Origin of the sequence: Rahnella sp. R3(2024) (assembly GCF_042920125.1) — a bacterium.
GTDB lineage: Bacteria > Pseudomonadota > Gammaproteobacteria > Enterobacterales > Enterobacteriaceae > Rahnella > Rahnella rivi.
In genome coordinates this window covers 385,031-411,188 of the sequence record NZ_JBHGBU010000001.1, presented here as the reverse complement: position 1 = coordinate 411,188, position 26,158 = coordinate 385,031, and the positions used below count along the sequence as shown (strand labels likewise).

Genomic DNA, 26,158 nt, shown 5'->3' with positions numbered 1-26,158 from the left:
AGACAGGCATGTCTGGATGTGAAGCAAATTTCGACGGTTTAGTCGGGCCGACGCACCATTATGCGGGGCTGTCGTTTGGCAACGAAGCCTCAACCAAAAATCAGAACGCGGTGGCGAACCCGCGTCTGGCGGCCAAACAGGGCCTGCTGAAAATGAAAGCGCTCGCCGATTTGGGCTTTGCGCAGGGCATTTTGCCGCCGCATGAACGCCCGCATCTGAGTACCTTACGGCAGATGGGGTTTGGCGGCAGTGACCGTGAAGTGCTGACCAAAGCGCAGGCGTACTCGCCGCGTCTGCTGTCGTCACTAAGCTCGGCATCGGCCATGTGGGTGGCGAACGCCGCCACGGTGTCGCCCTCAGCCGACAGCGCAGATGGCCGAGTGCATTTCACGGTGGCGAATCTGAACAATAAATTTCATCGCGCGATCGAAGCCGACACCACATCGGCCATTTTGCGTGCGACCTTTCATGCTGACCGCTATTTTGCCCATCACGGGGCGCTGCCGCAGGTGGGCGCGCTGGGTGATGAAGGGGCGGCCAACCATAACCGGTTGTGCGGCGAATATGACAAGCCCGGCGTGCAGGTTTTTGTGTACGGACGCGACGGGCTGGTCACCGGCGAAAACGAACCGGTGCGCTATCCTGCGCGTCAGACCCGCTTAGCCAGTGACGCGGTGGCACGTCTGCATCAGCTGGATGCGCAACGCACGGTGTTTGTTCAGCAAAACCCGCAGGCCATCGACAGCGGTGTGTTTCATAACGACGTCATTTCTGTCAGCAACGGCAACGTGCTTTTCCATCACGAACAGGCGTTTGTGAATTCTGCCGTCGCACTGGAGGAAATTCGTCGCAAAATGGCCGCGCTGGATCTGGATTTCCAGCCCATTGAAGTGCCGCAGTCAAAAGTGTCTCTTGACGATGCGGTCGCGACATACCTGTTTAACAGCCAGTTACTGACCAAATCCGACGGCAAAATGCTGCTGGTGGTGCCGGAAGAGTCCCGTCAGCATGTGGGGGTCTGGTCTTATTTATCGGCGCTGATCGAAAGCGGCGGACCGGTGAATCAGATTGAAGTGTTTGATCTGCGCGAAAGTATGCGTAACGGCGGCGGACCTGCGTGTTTGCGTCTGCGCGTGGCACTTAATCGCAATGAACTGAACGCGGTCAATGTGGGCTCCCTGATGAGCGACACACAGTTTATCAGCCTGAATACCTGGGTCGATAAACATTACCGTGACCGGATGCAGGCCAAAGATCTGGCCGATCCGCAACTACTTACCGAAGTGCGCACCGCGCTCGATGAACTGACCAATATTCTCGGTCTGGGGCCGATTTATCCGTTCCAGCGCTGAGCCATCACAGGAGTGAACAGATGTTTGATTTTCTGGCGGTGACGCTTTCCGGCGAGCCGGTGTCTGAGCCTTCGGGACAAACGGAAACGCTGGACTGGCAGTGGCGCGGCGAGGGGATCCTCGAGCTTTCACCGCGTCAGCCTTGTGAGACGGCGGCGGTGATTTCTGCGGGCGTTCACGGTAACGAAACCGCGCCCATCGAGCTGCTCAGCCAGCTGGTCAGCGAGCTGTTGTCAGGCGAAAGGCTGCTGCGAACCCGGCTGCTGGTGTTGCTGGGTAATCCGCCGTCAATGCGCATCAACAAACGTTATGTGGATACCGACATGAACCGCATGTTTGGTGGCCGCCACGCCCGTTATAAACCCAACGATGAAACCCGCCGCGCGCAGGAGCTGGAGCAGGTGATGGCGCTGTTCTACCGCAGCGCCGCCGCCGCCGGGGCCACGCAGCGGTTGCATTATGACTTGCACACGGCGATCCGCGGATCCCGGCATGTGCGTTTCGGCCTGCTGCCTTTTCAGGCACGGCCACCAGCGCAATCTATGCTCGAATGGCTCGACGCTGCCGGGCTGGACGCTCTGGTGCATCATCGCTCACCGGGCGGCACTTTTACCCATTTCAGCAGCGACGTTTTTCAGGCAGACAGCTGCACGCTGGAGCTGGGTAAAGCGTTGCCGTTTGGCAGTAACGATCATGCGCAGTTCACCGGCATCCGCCGCGCGCTGGAAACGCTGGTCAGCGGCGAACCCTTACCCGCCCGTGAAGCCGCCGCGCCGCTGGTGCATTACCGCGTGGTGCAGGACGTGATCCGCTCAAAAGAAGATTTTCAGCTGTTTGTCCCGGCTGATGCTGTGAATTTCACCGCGTTCAGCCAGGGTTATGTCATCGCACAGGAAAACGGCAGGATCTATAAAGTGGAAGCAGACGAAGAAGCGGTGCTGTTCCCGAACCCGAATGTCGCACTGGGATTAAGGGCAGGGCTGATGCTGGTGAAGATGTGATTTTTGCGAGACGTCTTCCTGATTTGTTCATACAGTATTGCAAGATAGCGCTCTTGTGAGTAATTTGTGTTCATCGGATTCGGCATGGCGTTGAATTCATTGCATGTTTTTGTTACGCGAAAACGTAGTTAAACGGTTCAGGGAGGATCATATGAACATGATTTATGACGAATACGATTGGTTCTGAAAGAAACTGATCTCAATAAGGCGGGGGACACCCGCCTTTTTCATGGATGAAAATCATGAAATTTGACGCGTTAGAATGGCAACCAAAAGAAAAGGGTCCTGATTTTCATCAGGACCCTTTTCTTTAATTTGGCGGTGAGAGAGGGGTTCGAACCCTCGATACGATTTCTCGTATACACACTTTCCAGGCGTGCTCCTTCAGCCACTCAGACACCTCACCGTGTTCGTTACAGCGCGAGCGTTGCAACGGGGCGCTACTATAGGGAGACAGCCGCGAGGGGTCAAGAAAATTTTCGGCGTTTTGTGTCAGGCGCTCAGAGTCTGTTCAGCGGGAATATTTCACGGGCAGCCGGATTTTTAGAGCGCCCAAAACAAAAAAGGTCCTGATTTTCATCAGAACCTTTTCCGTTTAATGTGGTGGAGAGAGAGGGGTTCGAACCCTCGATACGATTGCTCATATACACACTTTCCAGGCGTGCTCCTTCAGCCACTCAGACACCTCTCCAGCTGTCAGTCGCACCGCAGTGCTGCTGACCGGCGCTAATGTAGGGAAAAGTCGCTTCATCGTCAACATTCTTTTGCAGGTTCCGTGCCGATTAGCCAAACTTAGAGCAATTTGATGATTTACAGAGCAAATAACGCGTTAAGCCTGAACAACCATTGGGGCGCTGCGCAGGAGATTAATTTTTCTAATCTCGCAGAGTCAATAATGAGTAAACCGCATAAGTGTGTGATTAACCCGCAAACACGTTTTGTTACGCTCAAATAGCAACATATGTTGTGAAAAGCGCTAGTCGTGGCGGTATAACATTGCCCTTCGAAAAATTGCTTCCTATAAGAACTGTACAAGTCGTCAGACGAAGCAGCGTTATTCCATAAACCGGGACAGGGGTTATTCTTGAGTCAGCCAAACAACGCGACCACGTCGCAACACCGGCCCGCGATACCCGCGGGTGCAGGCACTTTATTCTTCGTTCAGACCTTTGCGACGCTCGGCTTCGCCGTGTTGTATTCCACGCTGGTGCTGTATGCCACGAAAAAACTCGGCTTTAGTGAAGATAATGCTAACGCCATTATGGGCGTGTTTGGTGCGTTCAACTACGGTCTGCACATGTTCGGCGGCTATCTTGGCGGGCGCTATCTCAGCAACCGTAACCTGTTTGTGCTGGGCATGGTGTTGCAGGTGTTTGGCTGTGCGCTGATTGCACTTGAAGGCGTGACCGGCCTTTACTGGGGGCTGGCGATGTTCCTCACCGGCAGCGGACTGAACGTCACCTGCCTGAACATGATGCTGACACAGCGGTTTGCGCCGGACGACGATCGCCGCGAGTCGGCTTTCCTGTGGAACTACGCCGGGATGAACCTCGGTTTCTTCATCGGCTTTGCCGTGGCCGGGTATTTCCAGCTGAGCGAAAACTACCGTGCGCTGTTCCTGTTCGCCACGCTGGGAAATGTTGCGGCGATCGTCGTGACGCTGTCCCGCTGGTCGATTCTGGCTGATATCAGCACACCGCTTAAAGAAGCCAGCCGCAGCCAGATGTTACGCCGGATGGCGGTCGGTATCGCCATTCTGATCGTGCTGGTGCCGGTTATCCGTATGCTGCTGACCCACGCCGAGTTCAGCAGTTATTTTGTGGTGGTGCTGGGCGTGATTATTTTTGCACTGATGGCGCTGGTAACGTTCCGTCATCGTGATACTGACGAACGCCGCCGGATGAAAGCTTATCTGCTGCTGGCGCTCGGTTCGCTGGTGTTCTGGACGCTCTATCAGCTGGCACCGATGGGCCTGATGCTGTTCTCTGAGCACAATATTGATCTGAACGTGTACGGCATTCGTGTGGCACCGCAATGGATCCAGAACATCAATACGCTGGTGATTGTGATTGGCGGGCCGCTGATGGCGCTGTGGTTTAAAAACCTGCGTCAGCGCGGCTGGAACATTGATATCCCGACGCAGTTCTCCGCCTCCCTGTTCTGCATGGGGCTGGGTATGCTGGTGCTGCCGTTTGGTATTCATCTGGCAGGCGGCGACGGGCTGGTGGCGTTCAAATGGATTGCCATCAGCTACCTGCTGCAAAGTATCGGTGAGCTGCTGATTTCGCCGATAGGTTACGCCATGATCGGTAAACTGGCTCCGGCGCGTTATCAGGGTGTGATGATGGGCTGCTGGATGATGGTCACCGGCGTGGCCTCGGTACTGGCGAGTTATATCTCCGGGCTGATGCCGCAAAATGCGGGCAGCACGCCGTTAGTCACCAATCCGGGTTACAGCCAGGTGTTCAACGCGCTGGGCTGGGGTTCTGTCGCGACCGGTGTGGTACTGCTGGTGTTGATCCCGCAGCTGCGCCGGTTGATCAGCCGTGAGCCTGCTGCTGCCTGAGTTTTTTATCTCATCAATCATTTATTTCACAGGCTCCGATTTTCGGGGCCTGTTCTTTTTTCGGCCTCAGGGTTGCATCCCGATGATATTCAGGGAAATCTATCAGCACACCGGAGGTCACAAAGATGAACATAATTTTTTACCACCCTACATTTGATGCCAAACCCTGGATTGACGGAATAACCAAAAGATTACCGCAGGCCAACGTCCGCGTATGGAATGCGGCTGATGACGAACCGGCAGATTACGCGCTGGTGTGGCGTCCGCCTCATGCCATGCTGGCGCCGCGAACCCAGCTTAAAGGCATTTTCGCGCTGGGGGCGGGGGTCGATGCCATTCTCACCCAGGAAGCGCGTCAGCCCGGCACTCTGCCCGCCGGTGTGCCGCTGATCCGCCTCGAAGACACCGGCATGGCGTTGCAGATGCAGGAGTATGCGCTGGCGAGTGTGCTGCGCTATTTCCGCCGGATGGATGAATATCAGCTTTTCCAGCAACAAAAACAGTGGCGACCTCTTGCGCCGCATTCACGCAGTGATTTTACCGTCGGTATTCTCGGCGCCGGCGTGCTCGGCAGTAGCGTGGCGAAAACGCTGGCCGGGATGAAATTTACCGTGCGCAGCTGGAGCCGCAGTGCCAAGTCGCAGGAAGGCGTGCAGAGTTTCTTCGGCGACGACCAGCTGGAGGCATTTGCCACCGGTTGCAAAGTGCTGATCAATCTGTTGCCCAATACGCCGCACACCGCCGGTATTCTCGATCATCAACTGTTCACATATTTACATCATAATGCTTACCTGATTAACCTCGGCCGTGGCGGACATCTGGTGGAAGGTGATTTACTGCGCGCGCTCGACAGCGGGCAGATTGCCGCCGCTACGCTTGACGTCTTTGTCGAAGAACCGTTACCGGCTATGCATCCGTTCTGGACGCATCCGCGCGTGAGCATCACGCCGCACGTGGCGGCGGACACGCTGCCGGAAGAGGCGATGGACAGCATTGTGAATAATATTCTGGCGATAGAGGCGGGGCGTGAACCGGCAGGACGTGTCGATCTTGCGCGAGGTTACTGACGAGTCTGCTAACATGATTAAAGCTGTGGTCATTTAGCCGCAGCGGAACATTCTCAAGGAGAGTACATGCCGTACCCGGTCGATTTACATATGCATACTGTGGCCAGCACGCATGCTTACAGCACGCTGCATGATTACATTGATGAAGCAGCGGAAAAGGGCATTAAGCTGTTTGCCATTACCGATCATGGCCCTGATATGGCCGATGCGCCGCACTACTGGCACTTTATGAATATGCGGGTCTGGCCGCGTCTGGTGAACGGCGTTGGCATCCTGCGCGGTATCGAATCAAATATTAAAAATATTGATGGCGATATCGACTGTACCGGCCCGATGCTCACCGAGATCGACGTGATCATCGCCGGTTTCCACGAGCCGGTGATGCAACCTGTCGATAAAGAAACCCACACCGCCGCCATGATTGCCGCGATGGCGGGCGGAGACGTGCATATTATTTCGCATCCCGGTAACCCGAAATACCCGATAGATATTCCGGCCGTCGCCGCGGCTGCCGCGAAATATGACGTGGCGCTGGAGCTGAATAATTCGTCGTTTATTCACTCCCGCGTGGGCAGCGAGCCTAATTGCCGCGCCATTGCGCTGGCGGTGAAAGAAGCCGGTGGCTGGCTGGCGCTGGGGTCGGATTCGCATATCGCGTATTCCCTCGGCGGATTTGAACATTGCGAGCGAATTCTGCGTGAAGTGGATTTCCCTGAAGACCGTATTCTGAACGTCAGCCCGCGCCGTTTCCTGGATTTTCTGGAGAAGCGTGGCCGTGCGCCAATTGCAGAACTCAGCGAACTGTGACATTGTCGCCGCCAAATCGCAGGGGTTTAGCCCTTTTCATTGTCTGATCAGGTTACTGTTATGAATGAGTTTTCTATTGTTTGCCGCGTACTCGGTACGCTGTTTTACCGCCAGCCGCAGGATCCGTTACTGGTTCCACTTTTTGGCCTGATTCAGGACGGAAAACTGCGTGAGCACTGGCCGCTGGAGCAAAATGCGCTGCTGATACGTTTACAGGAAAGCGCCAACCCTGAAACGCTGGCGGCTGAATTTAATCATCTGTTTGTCGGTTCAGAATGCGCCGTTTCCCCTTTCCGCAGTGATTATGTGGAAGGGGCGAATGAAATGGATGTGCGCACTTTCCTGCAACAGCGCGGAATGCCGCTGGGCGAGGGGCCTGCCGACCATTTCGGCGCAATGCTGCTGGCGGCGTCATGGCTGGAAGATCAGTCGAAGGAAGATGAAGTCAGCGCGCAAATCACGCTGTTTGATGAATTCCTGTTCCCGTGGTGTGGCAAGTTCCTCGGTAAAGTGGAAGCGCATGCCACCAGCGGTTTCTACCGCACATTGTCTGAAATCAGCCGTGAAGCCTTGCAGGCGATGCGCGACGAACTGGAAGAGCAGCTGCCAGACGATCTGGAAGATGACGAGGAAGACGATCAGTAAATCGTCCCCTGAAATGACAAAAGCCCGGCCATGAAAATGCGCCGGGCTTTTTTACGGACGATAATTATTCAGTGAAAGGGATCACCAGTTCACCCGGTTTCACTTCAATGCCTTTCGCCAGTTTCTTCGCCATCGCTTCACCTTTACTGCGATCGCCGTTCAGCACATAGGCCGGACGCTGATCAAAATAGGTTTTCAGCGAATTGTTCAGGTACGGCATCAGCCCTTTCATCACGCTGTCCATTTTTTCCGGCTTGATGGTGTAATCCACCACCTGCATATCTTTCAGGAAAATGGCGCTTTTCTCGCGATCGAACGAAGGATTAGCCTTGAGGGTGAGATGCATATCCGCTTTCTGAGGGCCGAACAGTGAGGAAATATCTACACTGGCGTCACCGGTCAGGGTCACCACGCCCGGCTCAGCGCGGCCAATCTGGCTGCTGAGATGAGTCAGAACAATTTTCGCATCCACAAGCCCAGGTACACCGAGTTGCTTCTCGAAATTGTTGTTCTTTTGCAGGTAATCATTCACCTGTTGCTCGCTGATGGTGTACTGCGTGAGCTGGTTACACCCGGTCAGCACAGTGGCGCACAGCAAAAATGCGGCACCGAGAATTCGTTTTGTCATTCTTCCCTCATTACATGAACACTTTATTTGTCAGCATGACCGTAATACGGCATGGCTCCAATCAGACAACGCTGATTAGCCTAAGTGCTGAGGGCGCAGATGGAAAGTAAAAATAAGCCGGAGAACGATCTCCGGCTCAATGACGGGTTAGCTTGCGAGGCGGGTGAGCAAATTGACCTGCGTCTGTTTCGCCATATTGTCGCGGTAGGCTTGTACGCGGGAGGGCCATTCAACACCCTGAACAATGGACAGCGAGCGCAGCACCGGCCACAGATGAATGTCATCCTCAGAAAGCTCACCGTTCACGGCGTTAGGTTCGACGATCAGTTTGTCGAGGGCGCGTAAATCCTGGCTGACCTTCTTGATCAATCCGTCGGAGTGCTTCAGATGCTCCTGAAAATCTCCGCTGGCGGCCTGCTTTTTATCGGAAAAATATTTACGCGCTTCGGGGGTGGAAAACTCTTCCAGTGGCGCGGTGGCAAAGCGGGGCAGGAACAGACGGCCAGTGTATTCGGAAACGTGGCGCAGCCAGGTGGCAATGGCCGCATTCGTCGGGCCGGTCAGCAGCGGTTTTCCGTCACTTTTATCGATGTAATTCACGATATCCATGCTCTCTGGCATAAAACTGCCGTCCTGTTTTTGCAGAATAGGCACCATCTTCTTGCCCACCATCGAAATCGGCGTTTGCTCGTCGTCATTCAGCAAAACTTTGAGTTCAACGGGAATGTTCTTCAAACCGAAAATCATGCGTGCTTTTACGCAGAAAGGGCAATGTTCGTAAACGTAAAGTTTCATATTTCATGGCTCCTGTTTTCGCCGGCGGTGACCTGTAGGGTGCGTGGAAAATGCCGGATGTAGGTTCGGATTTTATCTAACTATAAGATTCAGTATGGGTAATTAAGGCGGGGAGATCAAACCGCGCTCCGGTAAGCGCGGTGTAACGCACAGAGATTAGCCGCCGCTGAGCATGGCTGGCTCAATGCGTCGGAGGTTGAATTGCCAGTACAGGCCAGTGAGGGTGATAAAGCCCACGATGCCGAGTAAAAACCACGGTAATTCAGGCAGTTCGAGGGCGCGCCCGGTGTCGTACATCCAGCCACCGCCGGTATAACCGATGACACCGCCCAGCGCCAGCCCAAGGCGGCTGAAGCCCATGTAACTGCCGCGTGCGCGTGAATCGGCCAGCGACGCGCTGAGGGTTTCGCGCGCCGGTTCAGCAATGATCGAGCCGATATAGAAAAAGCCGATGAGCAGCAGCAGCGGATTGATTGAGGTGACCAGCCCGACCGGCAGCAGGCTCAGCGTCATGATTAGCAGGCCAAACATCAGGCGTTGTTCGAGGCGGAACCGTTTCTCGCTCCAGCGCGCAATCGGGTAGAGCAGGGTCAGGGACAGCACGGCTTCAATGGCGTACATCCATTTCACGGCGGCCGGGCTGCCCGCCACGTCATTAACCGCGATCGGCAGCATCAGCATCACCTGCACGGTCAGCATGTAATAACCGGTCAGCGTCAGCACGTAGGACAGAAAACGCCGGTCGCGCAGCACGCGCATCATGCCTTCACGCATCGGGGTGCGCATGGTGGAAATGCGGTAAGCCGGCAGCAGCCAGGCATTACAGGCCGCGGCCAGACAGAAGATGGCCGCACCGGCCCAGCAAACATAGTGGAAATCATATTGCAGCAGCCAGCTGCCGATCAGCGCGCCGATCACCGCACCGGCGCTGTCCTGCATCATCATCAGCGAGAAAAAGCGGCTGCGCTCATGCGGGCGGGTGAGTTTGATGACCAGTGCCGTGCGGGGCGGATCAAACAGAGTGCCGCCCAGGCCGGAAAGTATGCAGGAGAAAATCAATATCCACGGCTGGTCGGCCATCGCCATGGTGGCGAAACCGGCGGCGCGTAACAACATGCCTGTGATGATCATCGGCTTGGCACCGAAACGGTCAGCAATGGCACCGCCGAATATCCCTAATCCCTGTTGCGTTAACTGCCGGACACCCAGCGCCAGACCTACGATCATCGCGGCCCATCCCAGTTGATCGACAAATCGGATCGAGATCAACGGAAACACCACGAAAAAGCCTAAAATAACCAGCGCGTTGTCTAATAACAGAAAATACTTACCCAAGCTCCGAGCTTGTGATACCAGAGACATGCTTCACCATGAGCGATTATTTGTATCCTGTCCGGCAGATACAGAAAGGAGAAAAGACCGTTCCAGTCTGAACCGGAAACAGGCATTTAGATAGGGCGCTATAGATAATATTTTTTTATCGTCAAGCCGCGTTCTGACTGGCAGAATTAGGCATGTTTTATGGTTTCCTATAAATTCTATTTATCGACCCATGCGGGATGTGGAGGGAAGGGATGTTTGGCTATAAATCTGCCGCGCCTAAGGTGCGGCTTACCACTGACCGGATGGTTCTGCGCCTGGTGCACGATCGTGATGCGCACCGGCTTGCGGAATACTATGCGGAGAACCGGGCGTTTCTCAAACCCTGGGAACCGGTCAGAGACGAAAGTCATTGTTACCCCTCCGGGTGGCAGGCTCGTCTGAGCCTGATTACCGAAATGCAGAAACAGGGCAGTGCGTACTATTTTATTTTGCTCGATCCTGACGAAAATCGCGTGATGGGCGTGGCGAATTTCAGCAACGTATTACGCGGCTCATTTCACGCTTGTTTTCTCGGTTATTCGCTGGGGCAGGAATGGCAGGGGCAGGGACTGATGCAGGAGGCATTGCAGTCGCTGATCCGTTATATGCAACGTCAGCAAAAAATGCACCGTATTATGGCCAACTATATGCCGCACAATAAACGCAGCGGTCAGTTGCTCGAGCGCCTTGGTTTCGAGCGCGAAGGCTATGCCAGCGACTATTTGCTGATCGACGGTAAATGGCAGGATCACGTACTGACTGCCCTGACCTGGCGAGAATGGACACCCCCGTCCCGATAAGGAAGCAAGATGAAACATGAACTCAGTGCCCGCGAGGCCCGCGTGGTGGGCTGTTTGCTGGAAAAACAGCTGACGACGCCAGAACAATATCCGATGACCCTCAACGGATTAACCACGGCCTGCAACCAGAAGACCAACCGTGAACCGGTGATGGAGCTTAGCGAAAGCGACGTTCAGCAAACTCTGGATTTGCTGCTGAGAAAGCACATCATCCGCACCCTGAGCGGTTCACGCACCATGAAATACGAGCATCGTTTCTGTAACTCTGAATTTGGCAATCTGAAGTTTTCCCCGCAGGAAGTGGCCGTGGTCACTACGCTGTTGCTGCGCGGCGCACAAACGCCGGGTGAACTGCGTACGCGCACCAATCGTCTGCATGATTTTTCTGACGTTGCCGAAGTTGAACAAACGCTGACAGAACTGACCCAACGTGAAGATGGCCCGTTCTGCGTGCGTCTGGCGCGTGAACCGGGTAAACGTGAAAGCCGTTATATGCATTTGTTCAGCGGCGAAGTCACCAATGTCGCCAGCGCTGCTGATGAACCTCTGTTCAGCGCCGCACCGGAAAGCGCTGATCTGGCTGCGCGTGTGGAAACCCTTGAAGCGGAAGTGGCAGAACTGAAGCAGCGTCTGGAAAATGTGTTGCAACATCTGGCCGATTAACAGGAGCGGGTTGTGAGTAAATTGCGTATTGGAGTTATCGGTCTGGGCGGCATCGCGCAAAAAGCGTATCTGCCGGTACTGAGCCATGCAGAAAAGTGGACGCTGGTGGGGGGCTTTTCTCCCAATCAGCAAAAAGCTCAGGCCATTTGCGACAGTTACCGCATGGCCTGTTTCTCCCGCATCGATGAACTGGCCAGCCAGTGTGACGCGGTGTTTGTTCACAGCAGCACGGCCAGCCATTTCGATGTCGTCGGGCAATTGCTGGCGCAGGGCGTGCATGTGTACGTCGATAAACCACTGGCAGCGGAACTGTCGCAGGCTGAGCAGTTGGTTGAGCGGGCGCATAAAGCGGGTAAAACATTAATGGTGGGCTTTAACCGCCGCTATGCGCCGTTGTATCGCCAGCTGAAAGAAAAGATGGGCGAACCGGCCTCCGTGCGCATGGATAAGCATCGTACCGACAGCGTCGGGCCAAACGATCTGCGTTTCACTTTACTGGATGATTATCTGCATGTGGTTGATACCGCGCTGTGGCTGGCGGGCGGCAATGCCAGTCTGGAAAGCGGGCTGATTCAGGTGAATGAATCCAACCAGATGCTTTACGGCGAACACCATTTCCTGTGCGGTGAAACGCTGGTGACGACCTCAATGCACCGCCGCGCGGGAACTTCGCGTGAAAGCGTGCAGGCCGTGACCGACGGGGCTTTCTACCAGCTTGACGATATGCGGCTCTGGCGCGAAGAACAGCAAGATGTTCTGACGCAGCCACCGGTGCCGGGCTGGCAAAGCACGCTGACGCAGCGCGGATTCGTCGGGGCGATTGAACACTTTGTGGATTGCGTGACCAACCAGACCGCACCGGAAACCAGCGGCGAACAGGCGATTTATGCCCAGACCTTCATTGAGAAACTGCTGGAAAACTGACGCGTCGCGATAAAACGGCACCGGCTCAGATGGTTACAATATATAACAACTGCCGGTGGCTATTGCAGGGCGGATGCGTAGACTATGCGCATCTTCGAGACAGGCGGGTGGTTTTTGATGATTAACGCGTTGATTTACAAGTCCCACCGGCAATTAAGAAAAATGACATGAACCTACTTAAATCTCTGGCAGCCGTCAGTTCCATGACGATGTTTTCACGTGTATTGGGCTTTGCGCGCGACGCCATCGTGGCACGCGTTTTTGGGGCCGGCATGGTCACCGACGCCTTCTTTGTGGCGTTTAAACTTCCCAACTTGCTGCGCCGTATTTTTGCCGAAGGCGCATTCTCTCAGGCTTTTGTCCCGATCCTGGCTGAGTATAAAACCCAGCAGGGCGAAGAGGCGACCAGGACGTTTATCGCCTATGTCTCCGGTTTGCTGACGCTGGTACTGGCGGTGGTGACGATACTGGGGATGTTCGCCGCGCCGTGGGTGATTTACATCACCGCGCCCGGTTTTGTTGATTCGCCGGATAAGTTTGCGCTGACCAGTTCGCTGTTACGCATTACGTTTCCTTATATCCTGTTGATTTCTCTGGCCTCTCTGGCGGGGGCGATCCTAAATACCTGGAACCGCTTTTCGATTCCGGCGTTTGCGCCGACGTTCCTCAACGTCAGCATGATCGGTTTTGCTTTATTTGCCGCCCCGTACTTTCATCCTCCCGTGCTGGCGCTGGCCTGGGCGGTCGTCGCCGGTGGCGTGCTGCAACTGGGTTACCAGCTGCCGCACCTCAAGAAAATTGGCATGCTGGTACTTCCGCGTCTGAACCTGAAAGATGCGGGCGTCTGGCGCGTAATGCGCCAGATGGGACCGGCGATTCTGGGCGTTTCTGTAAGCCAGATTTCACTGATCATAAACACGATTTTTGCCTCATTTCTGGTTTCAGGTTCAGTTTCGTGGATGTACTACGCCGATCGCCTGATGGAGTTCCCGTCCGGTGTGCTGGGCGTGGCGCTGGGCACTATCCTGCTGCCTTCGCTGGCACGCAGTTTCTCAAGCGGTAATCATGCCGAATATAACCGCCTGATGGACTGGGGCCTGCGTCTGTGTTTCCTGCTGGCGTTACCGAGCTCTGTGGCGCTGGGCATTCTGGCGAAACCGCTGACCGTTGCGCTGTTCCAGTACGGTAAATTCAGCGCGTTTGATGCATCGATGACTCAACGTGCGCTGGTCGCCTACTCCGTCGGGCTGATGGGGTTAATCGTGGTAAAAGTGCTGGCACCGGGTTTCTATTCCCGTCAGGACATCAAAACGCCGGTGAAAATCGCCATGTTTACCTTGCTGATGACGCAGGTGATGAACCTGGCGTTTATCGGCCCGCTGAAACACGCAGGGCTTTCGCTGTCGATTGGTCTGGCCGCCTGCCTGAATGCCTCATTGCTTTACTGGCAATTGCGTAAGCAGGATATTTTCCAGCCGCAACCGGGCTGGAAAGTCTTCCTGATTAAGCTGTTTGTGGCGGTGCTTGCGATGTCCGCTGCACTTATCGGCATGATGTGGCTGATGCCAGCCTGGGACGTGGGCGGAATGGCTTATCGCCTGGTGCGACTTGCGGCAGTGGTCGCTGCGGGTGTGGTAGCGTATTTCGCCGTACTCGGCCTGCTGGGTTTCCGGGTGAAGGAATTTGCGCGACGTCTGGATTGATTCCACGAATGACAGAAACAGAAAAGGGCGCCTGAGCGCCCTTTTTTAATCTCACAAAACCGCGAATTACATACGTTCTACGGTTTCGATACCCAGTGTATCCAGACCGGTTTTCAGCGTGCGCTGTGTCAGCAGTGCCAGCTTCAGGCGGCTGTTGCGGCTGGTTTCATCTTCTGCGTTCAGGATCGGGCAATGTTCGTAGAAGCTGGAGAACAGGCCGGCCACATCGTACAGGTAGGCGCACATGGTATGCGGCGTACCTTCGCGGGCAACAACGGTCAGCACTTCTTCAAACTGCAACAGGCGGGTGGCCAGCGCCGCTTCGCGTTCTTCGCGCAGCACAACCGGCTGTGTCAGGCTGTTCACGTCGATGTCCGCACGTTTAAAGATGGACGCTACGCGGGTATACGCATATTGCATATAAGGCGCGGTGTTACCCTCGAACGCCAGCATGTTATCCCAGTCGAAGATGTAGTCAGTGGTACGACTTTTCGACAAATCTGCGTATTTGATCGCGCCGATACCGACAGCGTTGACCAGCTTATCCAGCTCTTCTGCGTCTTTCAGTTCCGGGTTTTTCTCGGTAATAAGCTTACGGGCGCGATCGATCGCTTCATCCAGCAGATCGGACAGTTTCACCGTGCCGCCTGAACGGGTTTTGAACGGTTTGCCGTCTTTACCCAGCATCATGCCGAACATATGGTGTTCGAGTGCGACGGAATCCGGGACGTAACCGGCTTTACGCGCGATAGTCCAGGCCTGCATCAGGTGCTGATGCTGACGGGAGTCGATGTAATACAGTACGCGATCGGCGCCCAACGTTTCGTAGCGGTACTTCGCACAGGCGATATCCGTGGTGGTGTACAGGTAGCCGCCATCCTTTTTACGGATGATGACCCCCATTGGATCGCCTTCTTTATTCTTATACTCATCAAGATAGACAACCACAGCGCCTTCACTGTCCACGGCCAGACCTTTGGCCTGCAGATCAGAAACAATGCCCGGCAGCATGCTGTTATACAGGCTTTCACCCATAACATCGTCCTGAGTCAGAGTGACGTTAAGACGATTGTAGGTCAGCTGGTTTTGCTTCATGGTCACATCGACCAGCTTGCGCCACATCTGCAGGCAATAGTCGTCGCCGCCCTGCAGTTTCACTACGTAGCCGCGCGCACGCTCGGCAAAGGCTTCGTCTTCATCGTAGTTTTTCTTTGCCGCGCGGTAGAATTCTTCGAGGTCAGCCAGGTTCATATCACCGGCATTTTCGTTTTGCACTTTCTCAAGGTAAGCAATCAGCATGCCGAACTGGGTGCCCCAGTCGCCAACGTGGTTAGCGCGGATCACTTTGTGGCCGAGGAATTCGTTGGTACGCACCGCCGCATCACCAATGATGGTGGAGCGGATGTGGCCAACGTGCATCTCTTTCGCCACGTTAGGGGCGGAGTAGTCGATGACGATAGTCTGCGGTTCCACCGGCGCGACGCCCAGTTTGGCGTCAGTCAGCGCGCTGTCGACGTGTGCACCGACAAAGGCTGGATCGAGGAAAATGTTGATGAAACCCGGCCCGGCGATTTCAACTTTATTGGCGATGCCGCTCAGATCCAACAGTTCAACCACTTTCTCTGCCAGTTGTCGCGGTGGCATGCCGAGTTTTTTTGCCACTGACATAACACCGTTAGCCTGATAGTCACCAAACTGGGCTTTGGCGGACTGACGGACTTGCGCTTCGCTGTCGGCAGATGCACCTGCTGCGATCAGCGCCTGGCTGACTTTTTCTGAAAGAAGTGACTGTATATTCACCGGATTACCTTATGTTTTGATTAACTGCCCGTTCTGTTTCGGATGAACCGAAAATGATGCGTGTTTATATCATATCAGGCCTGTGGAGTCAGTATTGGCGCACGTCTGTGGCGCAGTAAAGCGTGATTCTGCGGCGTGTCTCTGGCAACCGGATGAAAGCCTGTGTAAATTATCCGACCCTGAAGATTCGCAAACTGAAAAGAGTTAGGATGCCTGCCATGAAACATGTGCCTGAATTACAGGATTTAGCCGATGATTTATCGCGTTTTGTCAGTGTGTTAACAACATTTGCGGCGAAGTTGCAGATCAATCTGGCAGATTTTCACGCCGATCACATTTCCGTGCGCTGCCATCAAAACACGACGGCCGACCGCTGGCGTGCCGGGCTGGCCCGCTGCGGCACACTGCTTAACGAGACAGAGATTAACGGGCGTCCTATCTGCCTGTTTACGCTGGATGAGCCCCTCACAGTCGGGCCGCTGCACATCGATCTGGTAGAATTACCTTACCCTGGTGAGAAGCGTTATCCGCATGAAGGCTGGGAACACATTGAGATTGTATTGCCGGGTGATGAAGAAGGGTTGTATACGCGTGCGCTGGCGCTGATTGCCGACGATGCCCTGATAATGCCGGGCATCAAGCTCAAACAAAGCGCCCCAAAAGGTGAACATGAGCGGCTGGCCAACCCGACGCTGGCGATCACCGACGGGTCTGTGACGATCAAATTTCACCCGCACAGCCTGCGCGAGATTGTTGCCAGCGAAAGGGAAGTGGATTAACGCGTCAGCTCTTGCAGGGCGGCATCCATGCGGTCCAGTGCCTTTTCAAGTAAAGCGCGCTGGCAGGCAAAGTTGATGCGAACGAAAGAAGGGGCACCAAATTCCGCCCCTGACGTAAAGCCCACGCCTGCGTCAACAAAGAAGCGGTAAGGGTCGGCCACCGGCAAGGCGCTTGCGTCTATCCAGCCGAGGTAGGTGCCTTCCGGTGCCAGCATGGTTAAGCCAGGCATGGCGTTGATGCGGGTTGTCGCAAGCGTACGGTTAGCGCGTAAATAATCGAGTTGCGCCTCAAGCCACGCATCTCCGTCACGATAGGCAGCGGTAGCCGCGATAAAGGCCAGAATGTTGACGTGAGGAACGATGCCTTTGCTGGTTTCAAGGAATTTACGGCGTAATTCAGTATTCGGGATGATCGCCATTGAGGCGCCCAGCCCGGCAAGATTAAAGGTTTTTGACGGCGCAAGCAGCGTAATTGAACGTTGCGCGGCATCGTCATTTAGCGAGGCAAAAGGAATGTGCTGAAGGCCGGATTCGAGAATCAGGTCGCAGTGTATTTCGTCGGAGCACACCACGAGATCGTGACGTTTTGCGAACGCCTGCTGCTCCAGCAATTCTTCACGGCGATACACCGTGCCGCCCGGATTGTAGGGATTGCACAGCATCAACAGTTTTTCGCTGCCATCAAGCTGGCTTTCAACTGCGGCGAAGTCCGCCACCCAGCGTTGATGTTGCTGGATGACCGGTACGGCTTTGTAACCGCGGCCTTCTGACTGTGCGGCCTGAATAAATGGCGGATATATCGGCATGGGTAACAGGCTGGTTTGATGCTGAGTAACGTTGGCGCGTACCGCGACGTTCAGACCACAAACAAGGCCCGGCAACCAGACAATCCACTCAGGTTTAATGTGCCAGTTGTGGCGCTCGCGCATGCGGTGAACCACGAGTTCAATCAGTTCAGGTGGCGTAAAACCGTACCCAAAAACGCCCTCGGCGACGCGTTGTTGTAATTCGGTGATCACCTGAGGCGGAGCGGTAAAATCGGAATCTGCTACCCAAAGCGGAATGACATCCTGATTATTGTATTTATGCCACTTAAGGCTATCGCTGTGACTGCGGTCTACCCATAAATCAAAATTGAGTGTCATAGTTAGTTTTCCTAAATAAGCAGTAAGCAATTGGGCGGGGATGCTCATCTGTAAGAGCCTACGCGACATGGTCGGTTACAAACAAGTGTTGTAGCATAATGCCGTTTTCAGGAGAGGTCACATGACTAAGTTAGAAGTGTGTTGTTACAGCGTAGATTGTGCGTTAACGGCAGAGCAGGCCGGTGCAGATCGCGTCGAGTTGTGCGCGAGCCAGGCAGACGGGGGAATCACCCCGAGCTACGGTACCCTCAAACTGGCGAGGGAAAAAGTGACTATCCCGGTGCATCCGATTGTTCGGCCACGGGGTGGTGACTTTTGCTATAGCCAGAGTGAATTCGACGTGCTGAAAAGTGACGTTGCCTGTATGCGTGATATGGGTTTCCCCGGCATCGTGGTCGGGATGCTGGATGCGGAAGGGCATATCGATATGCCGCGCATGTGGGAAGTGATGGCGCTGTGCTCAGATATGGCGGTCACGTTCCACCGAGCCTTCGATATGTGCCTCAATCCGAAGGTCGCGCTCGAGCAGTTGACTCAGTTAGGGGTGGCGCGCATTCTGACTTCTGGCCAGCAACAGAATGCCGAAGTCGGATTGCCGATACTTCGGGAACTGAATCAGCTAACGCGTGGTCCTATCATTATGGCAGGCGCAGGTGTGCGTCTGACCAATTTGCAAAAGTTCGTGGATATCGGGCTGACAGAATTGCACAGTTCGGCGGGGCGTCAGGTGAAATCAGCCATGCGCTACCGTAAAGCCGGTGTCACCATGAGTTCTGACACAGATTTTGATGAATTCAGTCGTTATTGCGTGGATGGCGATATTGTTGCCGCAATGAAAAGCACATTGCAGTTCGACGATGAAATATCCCGGTCCGCGTGATCGACGCAAGGTTTAAACAGATTTAATTGGGTCTTACGACCCTTATTGCGTCGCCCTGCGCAAGTACCAGGCCCCGTCGTTTTGGCGGGGCTTTTTTTGTGCGCGGATTATGGCAACGAGGCAGTCCTGCTGCCGTGCTTTCAGCCCCAGGTCAGCAGCGCCACGCCAAACATGCCAGCTTTGACGACCAGACACATAATGAAAAGGCCAAAAACGATAAAGGCTCTGTCTAACAGGAAGCGGATTTTTCTGCGCATGACGTTCTCCGCGAAGCGGGGGGCATCGCGATCAGATGAAGGAGTTTGGACGATTTTATACACGAAACGGCATCCATCAATCCATTAATAAAGCGCAAAAAGCAGAAGCTTTACAAAGGCCTGTAACACAGCACGCGTTAACCTAAGATAAAAGCGATAAACCCGGCGGGTTTATCGCCAGTGACGGGGGATTATTTGCAGGCAGGTTACTTTTCGTAGAAATTTTTAATCCGGATTGCGACGTCAATATTGGCCCACTGCAGCTCATTTTCCTGGTGCAGGCTGCTGGTTCCATCCCCCCACGTGACGTAGTACGACACCACTCCCTTTGCCGATTCAAAAGTATTCATGACGGAACCTTTGATGTCTCCGGATCTGTGTTTAACGATACTGCCATTAGGGAACTTCATATTTCCTCCCAACACGTAAACGACGATCTCTGTCAGAACAAACGGATAGCCAACCCTAAAAGGTTAGCCCTTTTTCACTTAAGTTGTTGCTGATGGTGTTACAGAACGTGTAGGAAAATGTCGACATTGAAACTCCCGCCAGGCGACGGGAGGGAAGGGCAGGCGTTATGGTTTGCGGGCGATAAGCAGGGCGCGGCGCGGTGCCGGATAGCCTTCAATAGTTTTGGTCGGATCATTCGGGTCAAGAAACTCGGCCAGTGACTCACTGGTCATCCAGTCGGTTCGGCGCTGTTCTTCGACGGTGGTGACGCTGACGTCGGCAATGCGCACATCAACAAAACCGCATTTGACCAGCCAGTCCTTTAACGCATCAGCGGAAGGAATGAAGTAGATATTGCCCATTTGTGCATAACGGTCGCCTGGCACCAGCACCTGCTGGCTGTCGCCTTCGACCACCAGGGTTTCCAGCACCAGTTCGCCGCCGCTGACCAGCTGGTTTTTTAACTGGTAAAGGTGATCCAACGGCGAGCGACGGTGATACAGCACACCCATTGAAAAAACGGTGTCGAAAGCGTTGAGTTCAGGCAGTTGTTCAATGCCCAGCGGCAATAAGTGTGCACGCTGGTCGCCACCGAGCAATTTACGCACCGCTTCGAACTGGCACAGGAACAACTGCATCGGATCGATACCGACCGCCAGATGTGCGCCTGCGCCAATCATGCGCCACATGTGATAACCGCTGCCGCAGCCAACGTCCAGAATGGTTCGTCCGGTCAGGGGGGAAATATGCGGCAGAACGCGATCCCATTTCCAGTCAGAACGCCATTCGGTATTGATTTCAACGTCATACAATGAGAACGGGCCTTTGCGCCATGGCATCATATTGCGCAGCAGGTTTTCAATGCCTTCGCGCTGACCGGCCGGTAAAGGCACTTCCATGTTAGCGCTGACGCTGTGCAGCAAATCCAGACGTTCTGGCTTGATCAGCGGCAGGCGATCGACGGAGTTGAACCACAGTTTGAACTTGCCGTGCAGCGACTCTTTTTGCCAGGCGGTCAGCTGGGAGGGAAGGGTATTGAGCCACGGACTTAACGGCCCTTTGGCGATAACGCGGTAAAAATCACCAAAATCGATCATTGTGCTTCTCCGGCTTTCAGCGCAATCAGTGAGCCGAAGTTAAAGCACTGGAACCAGACTTCCGTGTGCTGGAAACCGGCCTGACGCAGGCGGGTTTTATGTGTTTCGACGGAGTCGGTCAGCATCACGTTTTCGAGCATGCTGCGTTTCTGGCTGATTTCAAGTTCACTGTAGCCGTTCGCACGTTTGAAATCGTGATGCATATTGAACAGTAACTCGCCGACGTCTTTATCTTCAAAGCTGAATTTTTCTGACAGCACCAGCGCCGCTCCCGGACGCATTCCCTCAAACACCTGATTGAGCAGGCGTTGACGATCGTCAGGTTCGAGGAATTGCAGGGTGAAGTTAAGCACCACCATCGAGGCATTTTTCAGCTCGATATTCAAAATATCCGATTCAATGACGGTAACCGGCGTCTCGGCGCGGAAAGCATCAATATGTCGGCGGCAGCGCTCTACCATGGCAGGGGAGTTATCGACAGCAATAATTTCGCAGCCCGGTACCTTAATGTTGCGACGCATCGACAGCGTGGCGGCACCCAGCGAACAACCGAGATCGTAGACATTCGTATCAGGCTGAACGAAGCGTTCGGCGAGCATACCAATCATCGAAATGATGTTGGAATATCCCGGTACTGAACGTTGGATCATATCGGGGAAAACTTCGGCCACACGTTCATCGAACGTCCAGTCGCCGAGCTTATCTATTGGTGCAGAAAAAAGCGTATCGTGGTTTGCCATAGTGGTGAGTCAGGCCAGAAAAGAGTGTGGGTAAAAAGTTGAGGGCAGATTTTAGCAGATACTGGCGCAGGCAGATACCTGCGCACCGGTGTTCACTGCAAACTGACGGGAAAAAGATCCAAAATCAGTTGAAGTTGAGGAACTGCGACCACGGCAGGTAAAAAATATTCACCATGACCATCACTACCAGCGAGATATAGGTGGCGGCCATGCCGTTGCGACGCCAGGCAAATTCGCGATTCTTTAGCCCGTAATAATGACATAAACGTCCGACTATCAGTAACAGGCCGCAGGCGTGGATCATCCAGACGGCAGCACCGTTCATTTCCATAAACAGCAATAACAAACAACCAATCGGCAGATATTCGACGGCGTTACCGTGCACGCGAATGGCCGTTTGCAATTCGTAAGAGCCGCCGTCGCCGGTGGCAATGCGGTATTGGGTACGCAAACGGACAACATCGAAAGAGAGTTTGATCAAAAGTATGGCGGCAAGCACGACATATAACGCGCTAATCATGATGACTTCCTTGGTTATTCCAGGTAATCCGGCGGAGCCATTTTTTTCTCCGCTGCGCGGCTATGATAGCGGTCTGACTAAATACTGTCGTCATGAAAAAGAGAATTTTCTTAGAACAACGTGTCCTGCAAAGGCCAGTCGGGTTCCTGCGACACCGAAGGCATTTGCTGGCGCAGTTGCTGCCACAGGCTTCTTGCCTGCTGGGGAGCGTCGGTGCAATCCGGCGTATGGATGAATAAATAGGGCGAAAGCCCTTGTGCGTCCCACGCCTGGAGTTTGGTTATCCACTGCGCAAACAAAGGCCGGTTATCTTCCAGCACGTCACCGCCAATAAAACGCACCAGCGGGCGCGATGCAGTGGCTACGGCGTGCAGTGGCAGCACGGGCTTTTTACGTTTTGCCTCGAGTACCGCTTCTGTCACCGAGGCGGAACTGTGTACCGGACGGCTGTCCAGAATAGCGCGGTTGACGCCCCGCTGGCGTAGCCCCTGATTCAGCCTCCGCTCGTCATCGCCTTTCGCAAAAAAATCCGGATGCCGGACTTCGACGCCGTAATCAAATCCGGCGGGCAGCGCATCGAGAAATTGCCATAAACGGTCAAGATGTTGCGGCGCAAAGGTTGCGGGCAGTTGAAGCCATAACTGGCCGATGCGTTCGCCGAGCGGCCCGAGCGTGCGGTAAAACGTATCGACATCTTCCTGGCAGTTTGCCAGTGCAGCTTTATGGCTGATGGCAGAAGGGAATTTGAAACAGAAACGGAAGGATCCCGGTGTCATGTCGCGCCAGCGCATCACCACTTCCTGCTTTGGCAGGGCATAAAAGGTGGTGTTGCCTTCGACACAGTTGAAATACCGCGCGTAATCAGCCAGATCGCGCAAACCAATCTTTGCCCAGGCGCTGTGATGCCATTGCGGTAAACCAATATACATGCCGAATTCTCCCGATTCTTCCATAACAAAACGCCGCCTCAGCGGGCGGCGTCAGGATAGCAAAATTAATGCGTCAGGGCAGGGTAACGTTACTCCGGCAGAGCGGCAAGCACTTCAAGGGTCGAACGTACGCGGCTGATGCGTGGGAAAATAAACTGTACGCTGGACTGATGATGATCGTTGTTATGCGCGCTGCACGCATCTTCTGCGATGACCAGTTCATAGCCGTGTTCCCAGGCGTTACGCGCGGTGGATTCCACACCGATATTGGTGGAAATACCCGCCAGCACGATGCTTTTAATGCCGCGACGGCGCAGTTGCAGATCCAGATCGGTGCCGTAGAACGCGCCCCACTGACGTTTGATCACCAGCAGATCACTGTCAGTCACGCCCAGTTGCTCCGGGAATTCCCACCAGCTGGCAGGCAGGCCGCCTTCGGGGGCTGCTGCGGGAATGTCGACCGGCTGTTTCAGCGCCTCGTCGAAAGAATCCGACCAACCCACGCGCACCATGACTACCGGGGCACCCAGTTTACGGAAGCGGTTTGCCAGTTCAGTGGCATTATCCAGCACCTGCTGCGCCGTGTGCGGGCCACCCGCGAAAGGTAAAATTCCTTTCTGTAAATCGATCAGTACCAGCGCGGTAGTGTTAGGGTCAAGTTTCATGGCGTTTAGCTCCCGGTTATCTCATTAATAGCGAAAGGAATTATGAACTGCGTGTACAAAGGGGATTGCGCGAGTCTATGCTAACGCGGGGATCGCATTGGGGATAATTTTGTTAAATTATGTGTAGCTTGCAACACGAGTGAATTTCCGCGCCCGCGTTGACGTGTTCGCACTTATCCTGCGAAGGAAATTCCTTTATAATAGCCGCCTTTTTTCGACCCGTATAAAACCTATTCCGCGCGCCGCAGCGTTTTGCGGGCGGGCGACCAGAGTGAATAACCGTTTCTGTACCTGTGCGCCATAAGGCCGGGTAGTGGGATCAAAAGGATACCGTTATGCGTACTGTATATTGTGGAAAACTGAATGCGTCCAATGTGGGCCAGGAAGTGACATTGTGTGGCTGGGTTAACCGTCGACGCGATTTGGGTGGTCTGATTTTCATCGATATGCGTGACCGCGAAGGCATCGTTCAGGTTTTCTTCGACCCCGATCAGGCAGAAGCCTACAAACTGGCGTCTGAACTGCGTAACGAGTTCTGCATTCAGCTTACCGGCACCGTGCGCGCGCGTCCTGAAAGCCAGTTCAACAAAGACATGGCGACCGGGGAAGTGGAAGTGTTTGCCAGCGGCCTGAACATCATCAACCGTTCAGAATCCCTGCCGCTCGACTCCAATCACGTCAACTCCGAAGAAGCGCGCCTGAAATACCGTTATCTGGATCTGCGCCGCCCTGAGATGGCGAACCGCCTGAAAGCGCGTGCAAAAATCACCAGCTTCGTGCGCCGTTTCATGGACAGCCATGATTTCCTCGACATCGAAACTCCGATGCTGACCAAAGCCACGCCGGAAGGTGCGCGTGACTATCTGGTGCCAAGCCGCGTGCACAAAGGCAAATTCTATGCCTTGCCACAGTCTCCTCAGCTGTTCAAACAGCTGCTGATGATGTCCGGCTTTGACCGTTATTATCAGATCGTAAAATGCTTCCGTGATGAAGATTTACGCGCTGACCGTCAGCCAGAATTTACCCAGATTGACGTCGAAACCTCTTTCATGAGCGCAGAACAGGTGCGTGAAGTGATGGAGAAACTGGCGCGCGAGCTGTGGCAGGAAATTAAAGGCGTGGATCTGGGCGACTTCCCGATCATGACCTATGCAGAAGCGATGCGTCGTTTCGGTTCCGACAAACCTGACCTGCGTAACCCGATGGAAATGGTTGACGTCGCGGACCTGATGAAAAATATCGAGTTCAAAGTGTTTGCCGATCCGGCCAACGATCCGAAAGGCCGTGTGGCTGCATTGCGTGTGCCGGGCGGTGCGTCCCTGAGCCGTAAGCAAATCGACGAATACGCGAAATTCATCGAAATCTACGGCGCGAAAGGTCTGGCTTACATCAAAGTGAATGAAGTGGCGAAAGGTCTGGAAGGTATCCAGAGCCCGGTTGCGAAATTCCTGAACGAAGAATTGCTGTCTGCCCTGATTGAACGCACCGGCGCTCAAGACGGCGACATGATCTTCTTCGGCGCAGCCAGCGCGAAAATCGTGACTGACGCTATCGGTGCACTGCGCCTCAAAGTGGGCCGCGACCTGAAAATTACTCAGGACGATGTGTGGGCGCCGCTGTGGGTGATCGACTTCCCGATGTTCGAAGACACCGACGAAGGCGGCCTGAGCGCCATGCACCACCCGTTCACTGCGCCGAAAGACATGACCGCAGAAGAGCTGGCGGCGAATCCGGTTTCCGCGATTGCGAATGCTTACGATATGGTCATCAACGGTTATGAAGTTGGCGGCGGTTCCGTGCGTATTCACCGCAGCGAAATGCAGCAGACCGTGTTCAGCATTCTGGGTATTAACGAACACGAACAGCGCGAGAAATTCGGCTTCCTGCTCGACGCCCTGAAATACGGCACGCCTCCGCACGCGGGTCTGGCATTTGGTCTGGATCGTCTGGTGATGCTGCTGACCGGTACGGACAACATCCGTGACGTGATCGCCTTCCCGAAAACCACGGCAGCGGCCTGTCTGATGACCGAAGCCCCAAGCTTTGCCAATCCGGCTTCCCTGCTGGAACTGGGCATCGCAGTCGTGGCGAAAAAAGAAGTGACGCCAGACACAAATACAGAGAATAACTAATGAGCTATAAGCGTCCTGAGTCGATACTGTGCGTCATCTACGCCAGAAACACCGGCAGGGTGCTGATGCTTCAACGAAAGGATGACCCGAATTTCTGGCAGTCGGTAACCGGCAGCCTGGAGGACGGGGAATCCCCGAATCAAACCACGCAGCGTGAAGTCATGGAAGAGGTCGGAATCGACATCGCAGGTGAAAGCCTGACTCTTCAGGACTGCCATCGCTGTGAGGACTTTGAAATATTTGCGCATTTGCGCCATCGCTATGCTCCGGGCGTAACCCGCAACAAAGAACATTGGTTCTGTCTGGCGTTACCCGACGAGCGTGAGGTGCCTCTTACGGAACATCACGCGTACCGGTGGCTCGATAAGCCGGCAGCCGCAGCGCTGACGGTCTCCCCGAGCAACCAGCAGGCGATTGAAGAATTTGTAAACTATTCGGTCTGTTAAGACTT

26 protein-coding genes and 2 tRNA genes are annotated in these 26,158 nt (G+C 54.4%); 14 read left to right on the top strand and 14 right to left on the bottom strand.

Annotation, left to right across the window (positions count from 1 at the left end; genetic code table 11):
• Positions 1 to 8 precede the first annotated feature (8 nt).
• Complete coding sequence (gene astB, locus ABSH60_RS01845) at positions 9 to 1,352, top strand: N-succinylarginine dihydrolase (RefSeq protein ID WP_390972452.1); 1,344 nt, start codon at positions 9 to 11, stop codon at positions 1,350 to 1,352.
• 20 nt (positions 1,353 to 1,372) lie between these two features.
• Positions 1,373 to 2,353, top strand: a complete 981-nt coding sequence (astE, locus tag ABSH60_RS01840; RefSeq protein ID WP_390972450.1) for a succinylglutamate desuccinylase — start codon at positions 1,373 to 1,375, stop codon at positions 2,351 to 2,353.
• A gap of 316 nt (positions 2,354 to 2,669) precedes the next feature.
• Here the strand turns inward: astE and ABSH60_RS01835 are convergent.
• The 3 genes from ABSH60_RS01835 to ABSH60_RS01825 all read right to left on the bottom strand — a co-directional run bounded on the left by ABSH60_RS01835 (position 2,670) and on the right by ABSH60_RS01825 (position 3,044).
• Positions 2,670 to 2,759, bottom strand: a tRNA-Ser gene (locus tag ABSH60_RS01835).
• Positions 2,760 to 2,853: 94 nt separating this feature from the next.
• Positions 2,854 to 2,997, bottom strand: a complete 144-nt coding sequence (locus ABSH60_RS01830; RefSeq protein ID WP_217203949.1) for a hypothetical protein — start codon at positions 2,995 to 2,997, stop codon at positions 2,854 to 2,856.
• Positions 2,955 to 3,044: transfer RNA gene (locus ABSH60_RS01825), tRNA-Ser, on the bottom strand. Before ABSH60_RS01825 ends, ABSH60_RS01830 begins: the two co-directional genes overlap by 43 nt.
• Before the next feature lie 393 nt (positions 3,045 to 3,437).
• Here ABSH60_RS01825 and ABSH60_RS01820 point away from each other — a divergent pair.
• From ABSH60_RS01820 to ABSH60_RS01805, 4 genes are all read left to right on the top strand, one after another.
• Entirely contained in the window at positions 3,438 to 4,919 is a 1,482-nt protein-coding gene (locus ABSH60_RS01820; protein ID WP_390972448.1) for an oligopeptide:H+ symporter, read from the top strand.
• Between the two features lie 125 nt (positions 4,920 to 5,044).
• Positions 5,045 to 5,986 (top strand): glyoxylate/hydroxypyruvate reductase GhrA, encoded by a 942-nt coding sequence (gene ghrA, locus ABSH60_RS01815; RefSeq protein WP_390972446.1) that lies wholly within the window; start codon positions 5,045 to 5,047, stop codon positions 5,984 to 5,986.
• 66 nt (positions 5,987 to 6,052) lie between these two features.
• On the top strand, positions 6,053 to 6,793 hold the full coding sequence (locus ABSH60_RS01810; RefSeq protein WP_390972444.1) for a PHP domain-containing protein: 741 nt from the start codon (positions 6,053 to 6,055) through the stop codon (positions 6,791 to 6,793).
• A 60-nt stretch (positions 6,794 to 6,853) separates the two neighbouring features.
• The gene (locus ABSH60_RS01805; protein ID WP_122094880.1) at positions 6,854 to 7,438 is read left to right on the top strand and encodes a molecular chaperone; all 585 of its coding nucleotides are present in this window, start codon (positions 6,854 to 6,856) and stop codon (positions 7,436 to 7,438) included.
• 64 nt (positions 7,439 to 7,502) lie between these two features.
• Here ABSH60_RS01805 and ABSH60_RS01800 read toward each other — a convergent pair whose 3' ends face one another.
• From ABSH60_RS01800 to mdtH, 3 genes are all read right to left on the bottom strand, one after another.
• Positions 7,503 to 8,066, bottom strand: coding sequence for a lipoprotein (locus ABSH60_RS01800; protein WP_056769470.1), 564 nt, complete (start codon positions 8,064 to 8,066; stop codon positions 7,503 to 7,505).
• A 147-nt stretch (positions 8,067 to 8,213) separates the two neighbouring features.
• Positions 8,214 to 8,861, bottom strand: a complete 648-nt coding sequence (grxB, locus tag ABSH60_RS01795; protein ID WP_056769471.1) for a glutaredoxin 2 — start codon at positions 8,859 to 8,861, stop codon at positions 8,214 to 8,216.
• Between the two features lie 156 nt (positions 8,862 to 9,017).
• Complete coding sequence (gene mdtH / locus ABSH60_RS01790) at positions 9,018 to 10,223, bottom strand: multidrug efflux MFS transporter MdtH (protein WP_390972441.1); 1,206 nt, start codon at positions 10,221 to 10,223, stop codon at positions 9,018 to 9,020.
• A 212-nt stretch (positions 10,224 to 10,435) separates the two neighbouring features.
• On the opposite strand from mdtH, the gene rimJ reads away from it, so the two are divergent.
• The 4 genes from rimJ (at position 10,436) to murJ (ending at position 14,313) form a co-directional block, all read left to right on the top strand.
• Positions 10,436 to 11,023, top strand: a complete 588-nt coding sequence (rimJ, locus tag ABSH60_RS01785) for a ribosomal protein S5-alanine N-acetyltransferase (protein WP_056769474.1) — start codon at positions 10,436 to 10,438, stop codon at positions 11,021 to 11,023.
• A gap of 9 nt (positions 11,024 to 11,032) precedes the next feature.
• Positions 11,033 to 11,686: a DUF480 domain-containing protein gene (locus ABSH60_RS01780; RefSeq protein WP_390972439.1), complete on the top strand. Its 654-nt coding sequence runs from the start codon at positions 11,033 to 11,035 to the stop codon at positions 11,684 to 11,686.
• A 12-nt stretch (positions 11,687 to 11,698) separates the two neighbouring features.
• Positions 11,699 to 12,610, top strand: coding sequence for a Gfo/Idh/MocA family oxidoreductase (locus ABSH60_RS01775; protein WP_390972437.1), 912 nt, complete (start codon positions 11,699 to 11,701; stop codon positions 12,608 to 12,610).
• A 167-nt stretch (positions 12,611 to 12,777) separates the two neighbouring features.
• Entirely contained in the window at positions 12,778 to 14,313 is a 1,536-nt protein-coding gene (murJ, locus tag ABSH60_RS01770; RefSeq protein ID WP_056769481.1) for a murein biosynthesis integral membrane protein MurJ, read from the top strand.
• Between the two features lie 66 nt (positions 14,314 to 14,379).
• On the opposite strand, the gene argS is transcribed toward murJ, so the two are convergent.
• Complete coding sequence (gene argS / locus ABSH60_RS01765; RefSeq protein WP_056769482.1) at positions 14,380 to 16,113, bottom strand: arginine--tRNA ligase; 1,734 nt, start codon at positions 16,111 to 16,113, stop codon at positions 14,380 to 14,382.
• 218 nt (positions 16,114 to 16,331) lie between these two features.
• Here argS and ABSH60_RS01760 point away from each other — a divergent pair, with 218 nt between their 5' ends.
• Positions 16,332 to 16,892 carry a VOC family protein gene (locus ABSH60_RS01760; RefSeq protein WP_156361945.1) on the top strand — a complete coding sequence of 187 codons (561 nt, stop codon included), beginning with the start codon at positions 16,332 to 16,334 and terminating at the stop codon, positions 16,890 to 16,892.
• On the opposite strand, the gene ABSH60_RS01755 is transcribed toward ABSH60_RS01760, so the two are convergent.
• Entirely contained in the window at positions 16,889 to 18,037 is a 1,149-nt protein-coding gene (locus ABSH60_RS01755) for a PatB family C-S lyase (protein ID WP_390972434.1), read from the bottom strand. The two genes, ABSH60_RS01760 and ABSH60_RS01755, sit on opposite strands and share 4 nt — an antisense overlap.
• 121 nt (positions 18,038 to 18,158) lie before the next feature.
• On the opposite strand from ABSH60_RS01755, the gene cutC reads away from it, so the two are divergent.
• Positions 18,159 to 18,917, top strand: a complete 759-nt coding sequence (gene cutC / locus ABSH60_RS01750; RefSeq protein ID WP_217203941.1) for a copper homeostasis protein CutC — start codon at positions 18,159 to 18,161, stop codon at positions 18,915 to 18,917.
• 463 nt (positions 18,918 to 19,380) lie between these two features.
• Here the strand turns inward: cutC and ABSH60_RS01745 are convergent, their stop codons facing one another.
• The 6 genes from ABSH60_RS01745 to ABSH60_RS01720 form a co-directional block, all read right to left on the bottom strand.
• Positions 19,381 to 19,524, bottom strand: coding sequence for a hypothetical protein (locus ABSH60_RS01745; protein ID WP_390972432.1), 144 nt, complete (start codon positions 19,522 to 19,524; stop codon positions 19,381 to 19,383).
• A 225-nt stretch (positions 19,525 to 19,749) separates the two neighbouring features.
• Positions 19,750 to 20,721 (bottom strand): tRNA 5-methoxyuridine(34)/uridine 5-oxyacetic acid(34) synthase CmoB, encoded by a 972-nt coding sequence (cmoB, locus tag ABSH60_RS01740; RefSeq protein WP_056769492.1) that lies wholly within the window; start codon positions 20,719 to 20,721, stop codon positions 19,750 to 19,752.
• A complete protein-coding gene (gene cmoA / locus ABSH60_RS01735) occupies positions 20,718 to 21,461 on the bottom strand; it encodes a carboxy-S-adenosyl-L-methionine synthase CmoA (RefSeq protein ID WP_056769494.1) in 744 nt (247 codons plus the stop codon). Before cmoA ends, cmoB begins: the two co-directional genes overlap by 4 nt.
• A gap of 124 nt (positions 21,462 to 21,585) precedes the next feature.
• A complete protein-coding gene (locus tag ABSH60_RS01730) occupies positions 21,586 to 21,981 on the bottom strand; it encodes an MAPEG family protein (protein WP_122094898.1) in 396 nt (131 codons plus the stop codon).
• 110 nt (positions 21,982 to 22,091) lie between these two features.
• Complete coding sequence (locus tag ABSH60_RS01725) at positions 22,092 to 22,910, bottom strand: DUF72 domain-containing protein (RefSeq protein WP_390975650.1); 819 nt, start codon at positions 22,908 to 22,910, stop codon at positions 22,092 to 22,094.
• A gap of 89 nt (positions 22,911 to 22,999) precedes the next feature.
• Positions 23,000 to 23,575, bottom strand: coding sequence for a hydrolase (locus tag ABSH60_RS01720; protein WP_122094900.1), 576 nt, complete (start codon positions 23,573 to 23,575; stop codon positions 23,000 to 23,002).
• A 335-nt stretch (positions 23,576 to 23,910) separates the two neighbouring features.
• Between ABSH60_RS01720 and aspS the strand changes: the two genes are divergently transcribed.
• Both aspS and nudB read left to right on the top strand, forming a co-directional pair.
• Positions 23,911 to 25,707 carry an aspartate--tRNA ligase gene (gene aspS / locus ABSH60_RS01715; protein ID WP_136375653.1) on the top strand — a complete coding sequence of 599 codons (1,797 nt, stop codon included), beginning with the start codon at positions 23,911 to 23,913 and terminating at the stop codon, positions 25,705 to 25,707.
• Positions 25,707 to 26,153 (top strand): dihydroneopterin triphosphate diphosphatase, encoded by a 447-nt coding sequence (gene nudB, locus ABSH60_RS01710; protein WP_390972429.1) that lies wholly within the window; start codon positions 25,707 to 25,709, stop codon positions 26,151 to 26,153. Before aspS ends, nudB begins: the two co-directional genes overlap by 1 nt.
• Positions 26,154 to 26,158: the final 5 nt, after the last annotated feature.

Coding starts and splice junctions, on each gene's coding strand:
- ABSH60_RS01755 (WP_390972434.1), bottom strand. CDS start 18,037: ATGACACTCAATTTTGATTTATGGGTAGACCGCAGTCACAGCGATAGC.
- ABSH60_RS01805 (WP_122094880.1), top strand. CDS start 6,854: ATGAATGAGTTTTCTATTGTTTGCCGCGTACTCGGTACGCTGTTTTAC.
- rimJ (WP_056769474.1), top strand. CDS start 10,436: ATGTTTGGCTATAAATCTGCCGCGCCTAAGGTGCGGCTTACCACTGAC.
- murJ (WP_056769481.1), top strand. CDS start 12,778: ATGAACCTACTTAAATCTCTGGCAGCCGTCAGTTCCATGACGATGTTT.
- ABSH60_RS01780 (WP_390972439.1), top strand. CDS start 11,033: ATGAAACATGAACTCAGTGCCCGCGAGGCCCGCGTGGTGGGCTGTTTG.
- grxB (WP_056769471.1), bottom strand. CDS start 8,861: ATGAAACTTTACGTTTACGAACATTGCCCTTTCTGCGTAAAAGCACGC.
- nudB (WP_390972429.1), top strand. CDS start 25,707: ATGAGCTATAAGCGTCCTGAGTCGATACTGTGCGTCATCTACGCCAGA.
- cmoB (WP_056769492.1), bottom strand. CDS start 20,721: ATGATCGATTTTGGTGATTTTTACCGCGTTATCGCCAAAGGGCCGTTA.
- ABSH60_RS01745 (WP_390972432.1), bottom strand. CDS start 19,524: ATGAATACTTTTGAATCGGCAAAGGGAGTGGTGTCGTACTACGTCACG.
- ABSH60_RS01760 (WP_156361945.1), top strand. CDS start 16,332: ATGAAACATGTGCCTGAATTACAGGATTTAGCCGATGATTTATCGCGT.
- cmoA (WP_056769494.1), bottom strand. CDS start 21,461: ATGGCAAACCACGATACGCTTTTTTCTGCACCAATAGATAAGCTCGGC.
- ABSH60_RS01730 (WP_122094898.1), bottom strand. CDS start 21,981: ATGATTAGCGCGTTATATGTCGTGCTTGCCGCCATACTTTTGATCAAA.
- mdtH (WP_390972441.1), bottom strand. CDS start 10,223: ATGTCTCTGGTATCACAAGCTCGGAGCTTGGGTAAGTATTTTCTGTTA.
- cutC (WP_217203941.1), top strand. CDS start 18,159: ATGACTAAGTTAGAAGTGTGTTGTTACAGCGTAGATTGTGCGTTAACG.
- ghrA (WP_390972446.1), top strand. CDS start 5,045: ATGAACATAATTTTTTACCACCCTACATTTGATGCCAAACCCTGGATT.
- ABSH60_RS01810 (WP_390972444.1), top strand. CDS start 6,053: ATGCCGTACCCGGTCGATTTACATATGCATACTGTGGCCAGCACGCAT.
- astE (WP_390972450.1), top strand. CDS start 1,373: ATGTTTGATTTTCTGGCGGTGACGCTTTCCGGCGAGCCGGTGTCTGAG.
- ABSH60_RS01800 (WP_056769470.1), bottom strand. CDS start 8,066: ATGACAAAACGAATTCTCGGTGCCGCATTTTTGCTGTGCGCCACTGTG.
- aspS (WP_136375653.1), top strand. CDS start 23,911: ATGCGTACTGTATATTGTGGAAAACTGAATGCGTCCAATGTGGGCCAG.
- ABSH60_RS01830 (WP_217203949.1), bottom strand. CDS start 2,997: ATGAGCAATCGTATCGAGGGTTCGAACCCCTCTCTCTCCACCACATTA.
- ABSH60_RS01720 (WP_122094900.1), bottom strand. CDS start 23,575: ATGAAACTTGACCCTAACACTACCGCGCTGGTACTGATCGATTTACAG.
- astB (WP_390972452.1), top strand. CDS start 9: ATGTCTGGATGTGAAGCAAATTTCGACGGTTTAGTCGGGCCGACGCAC.
- ABSH60_RS01725 (WP_390975650.1), bottom strand. CDS start 22,910: ATGTATATTGGTTTACCGCAATGGCATCACAGCGCCTGGGCAAAGATT.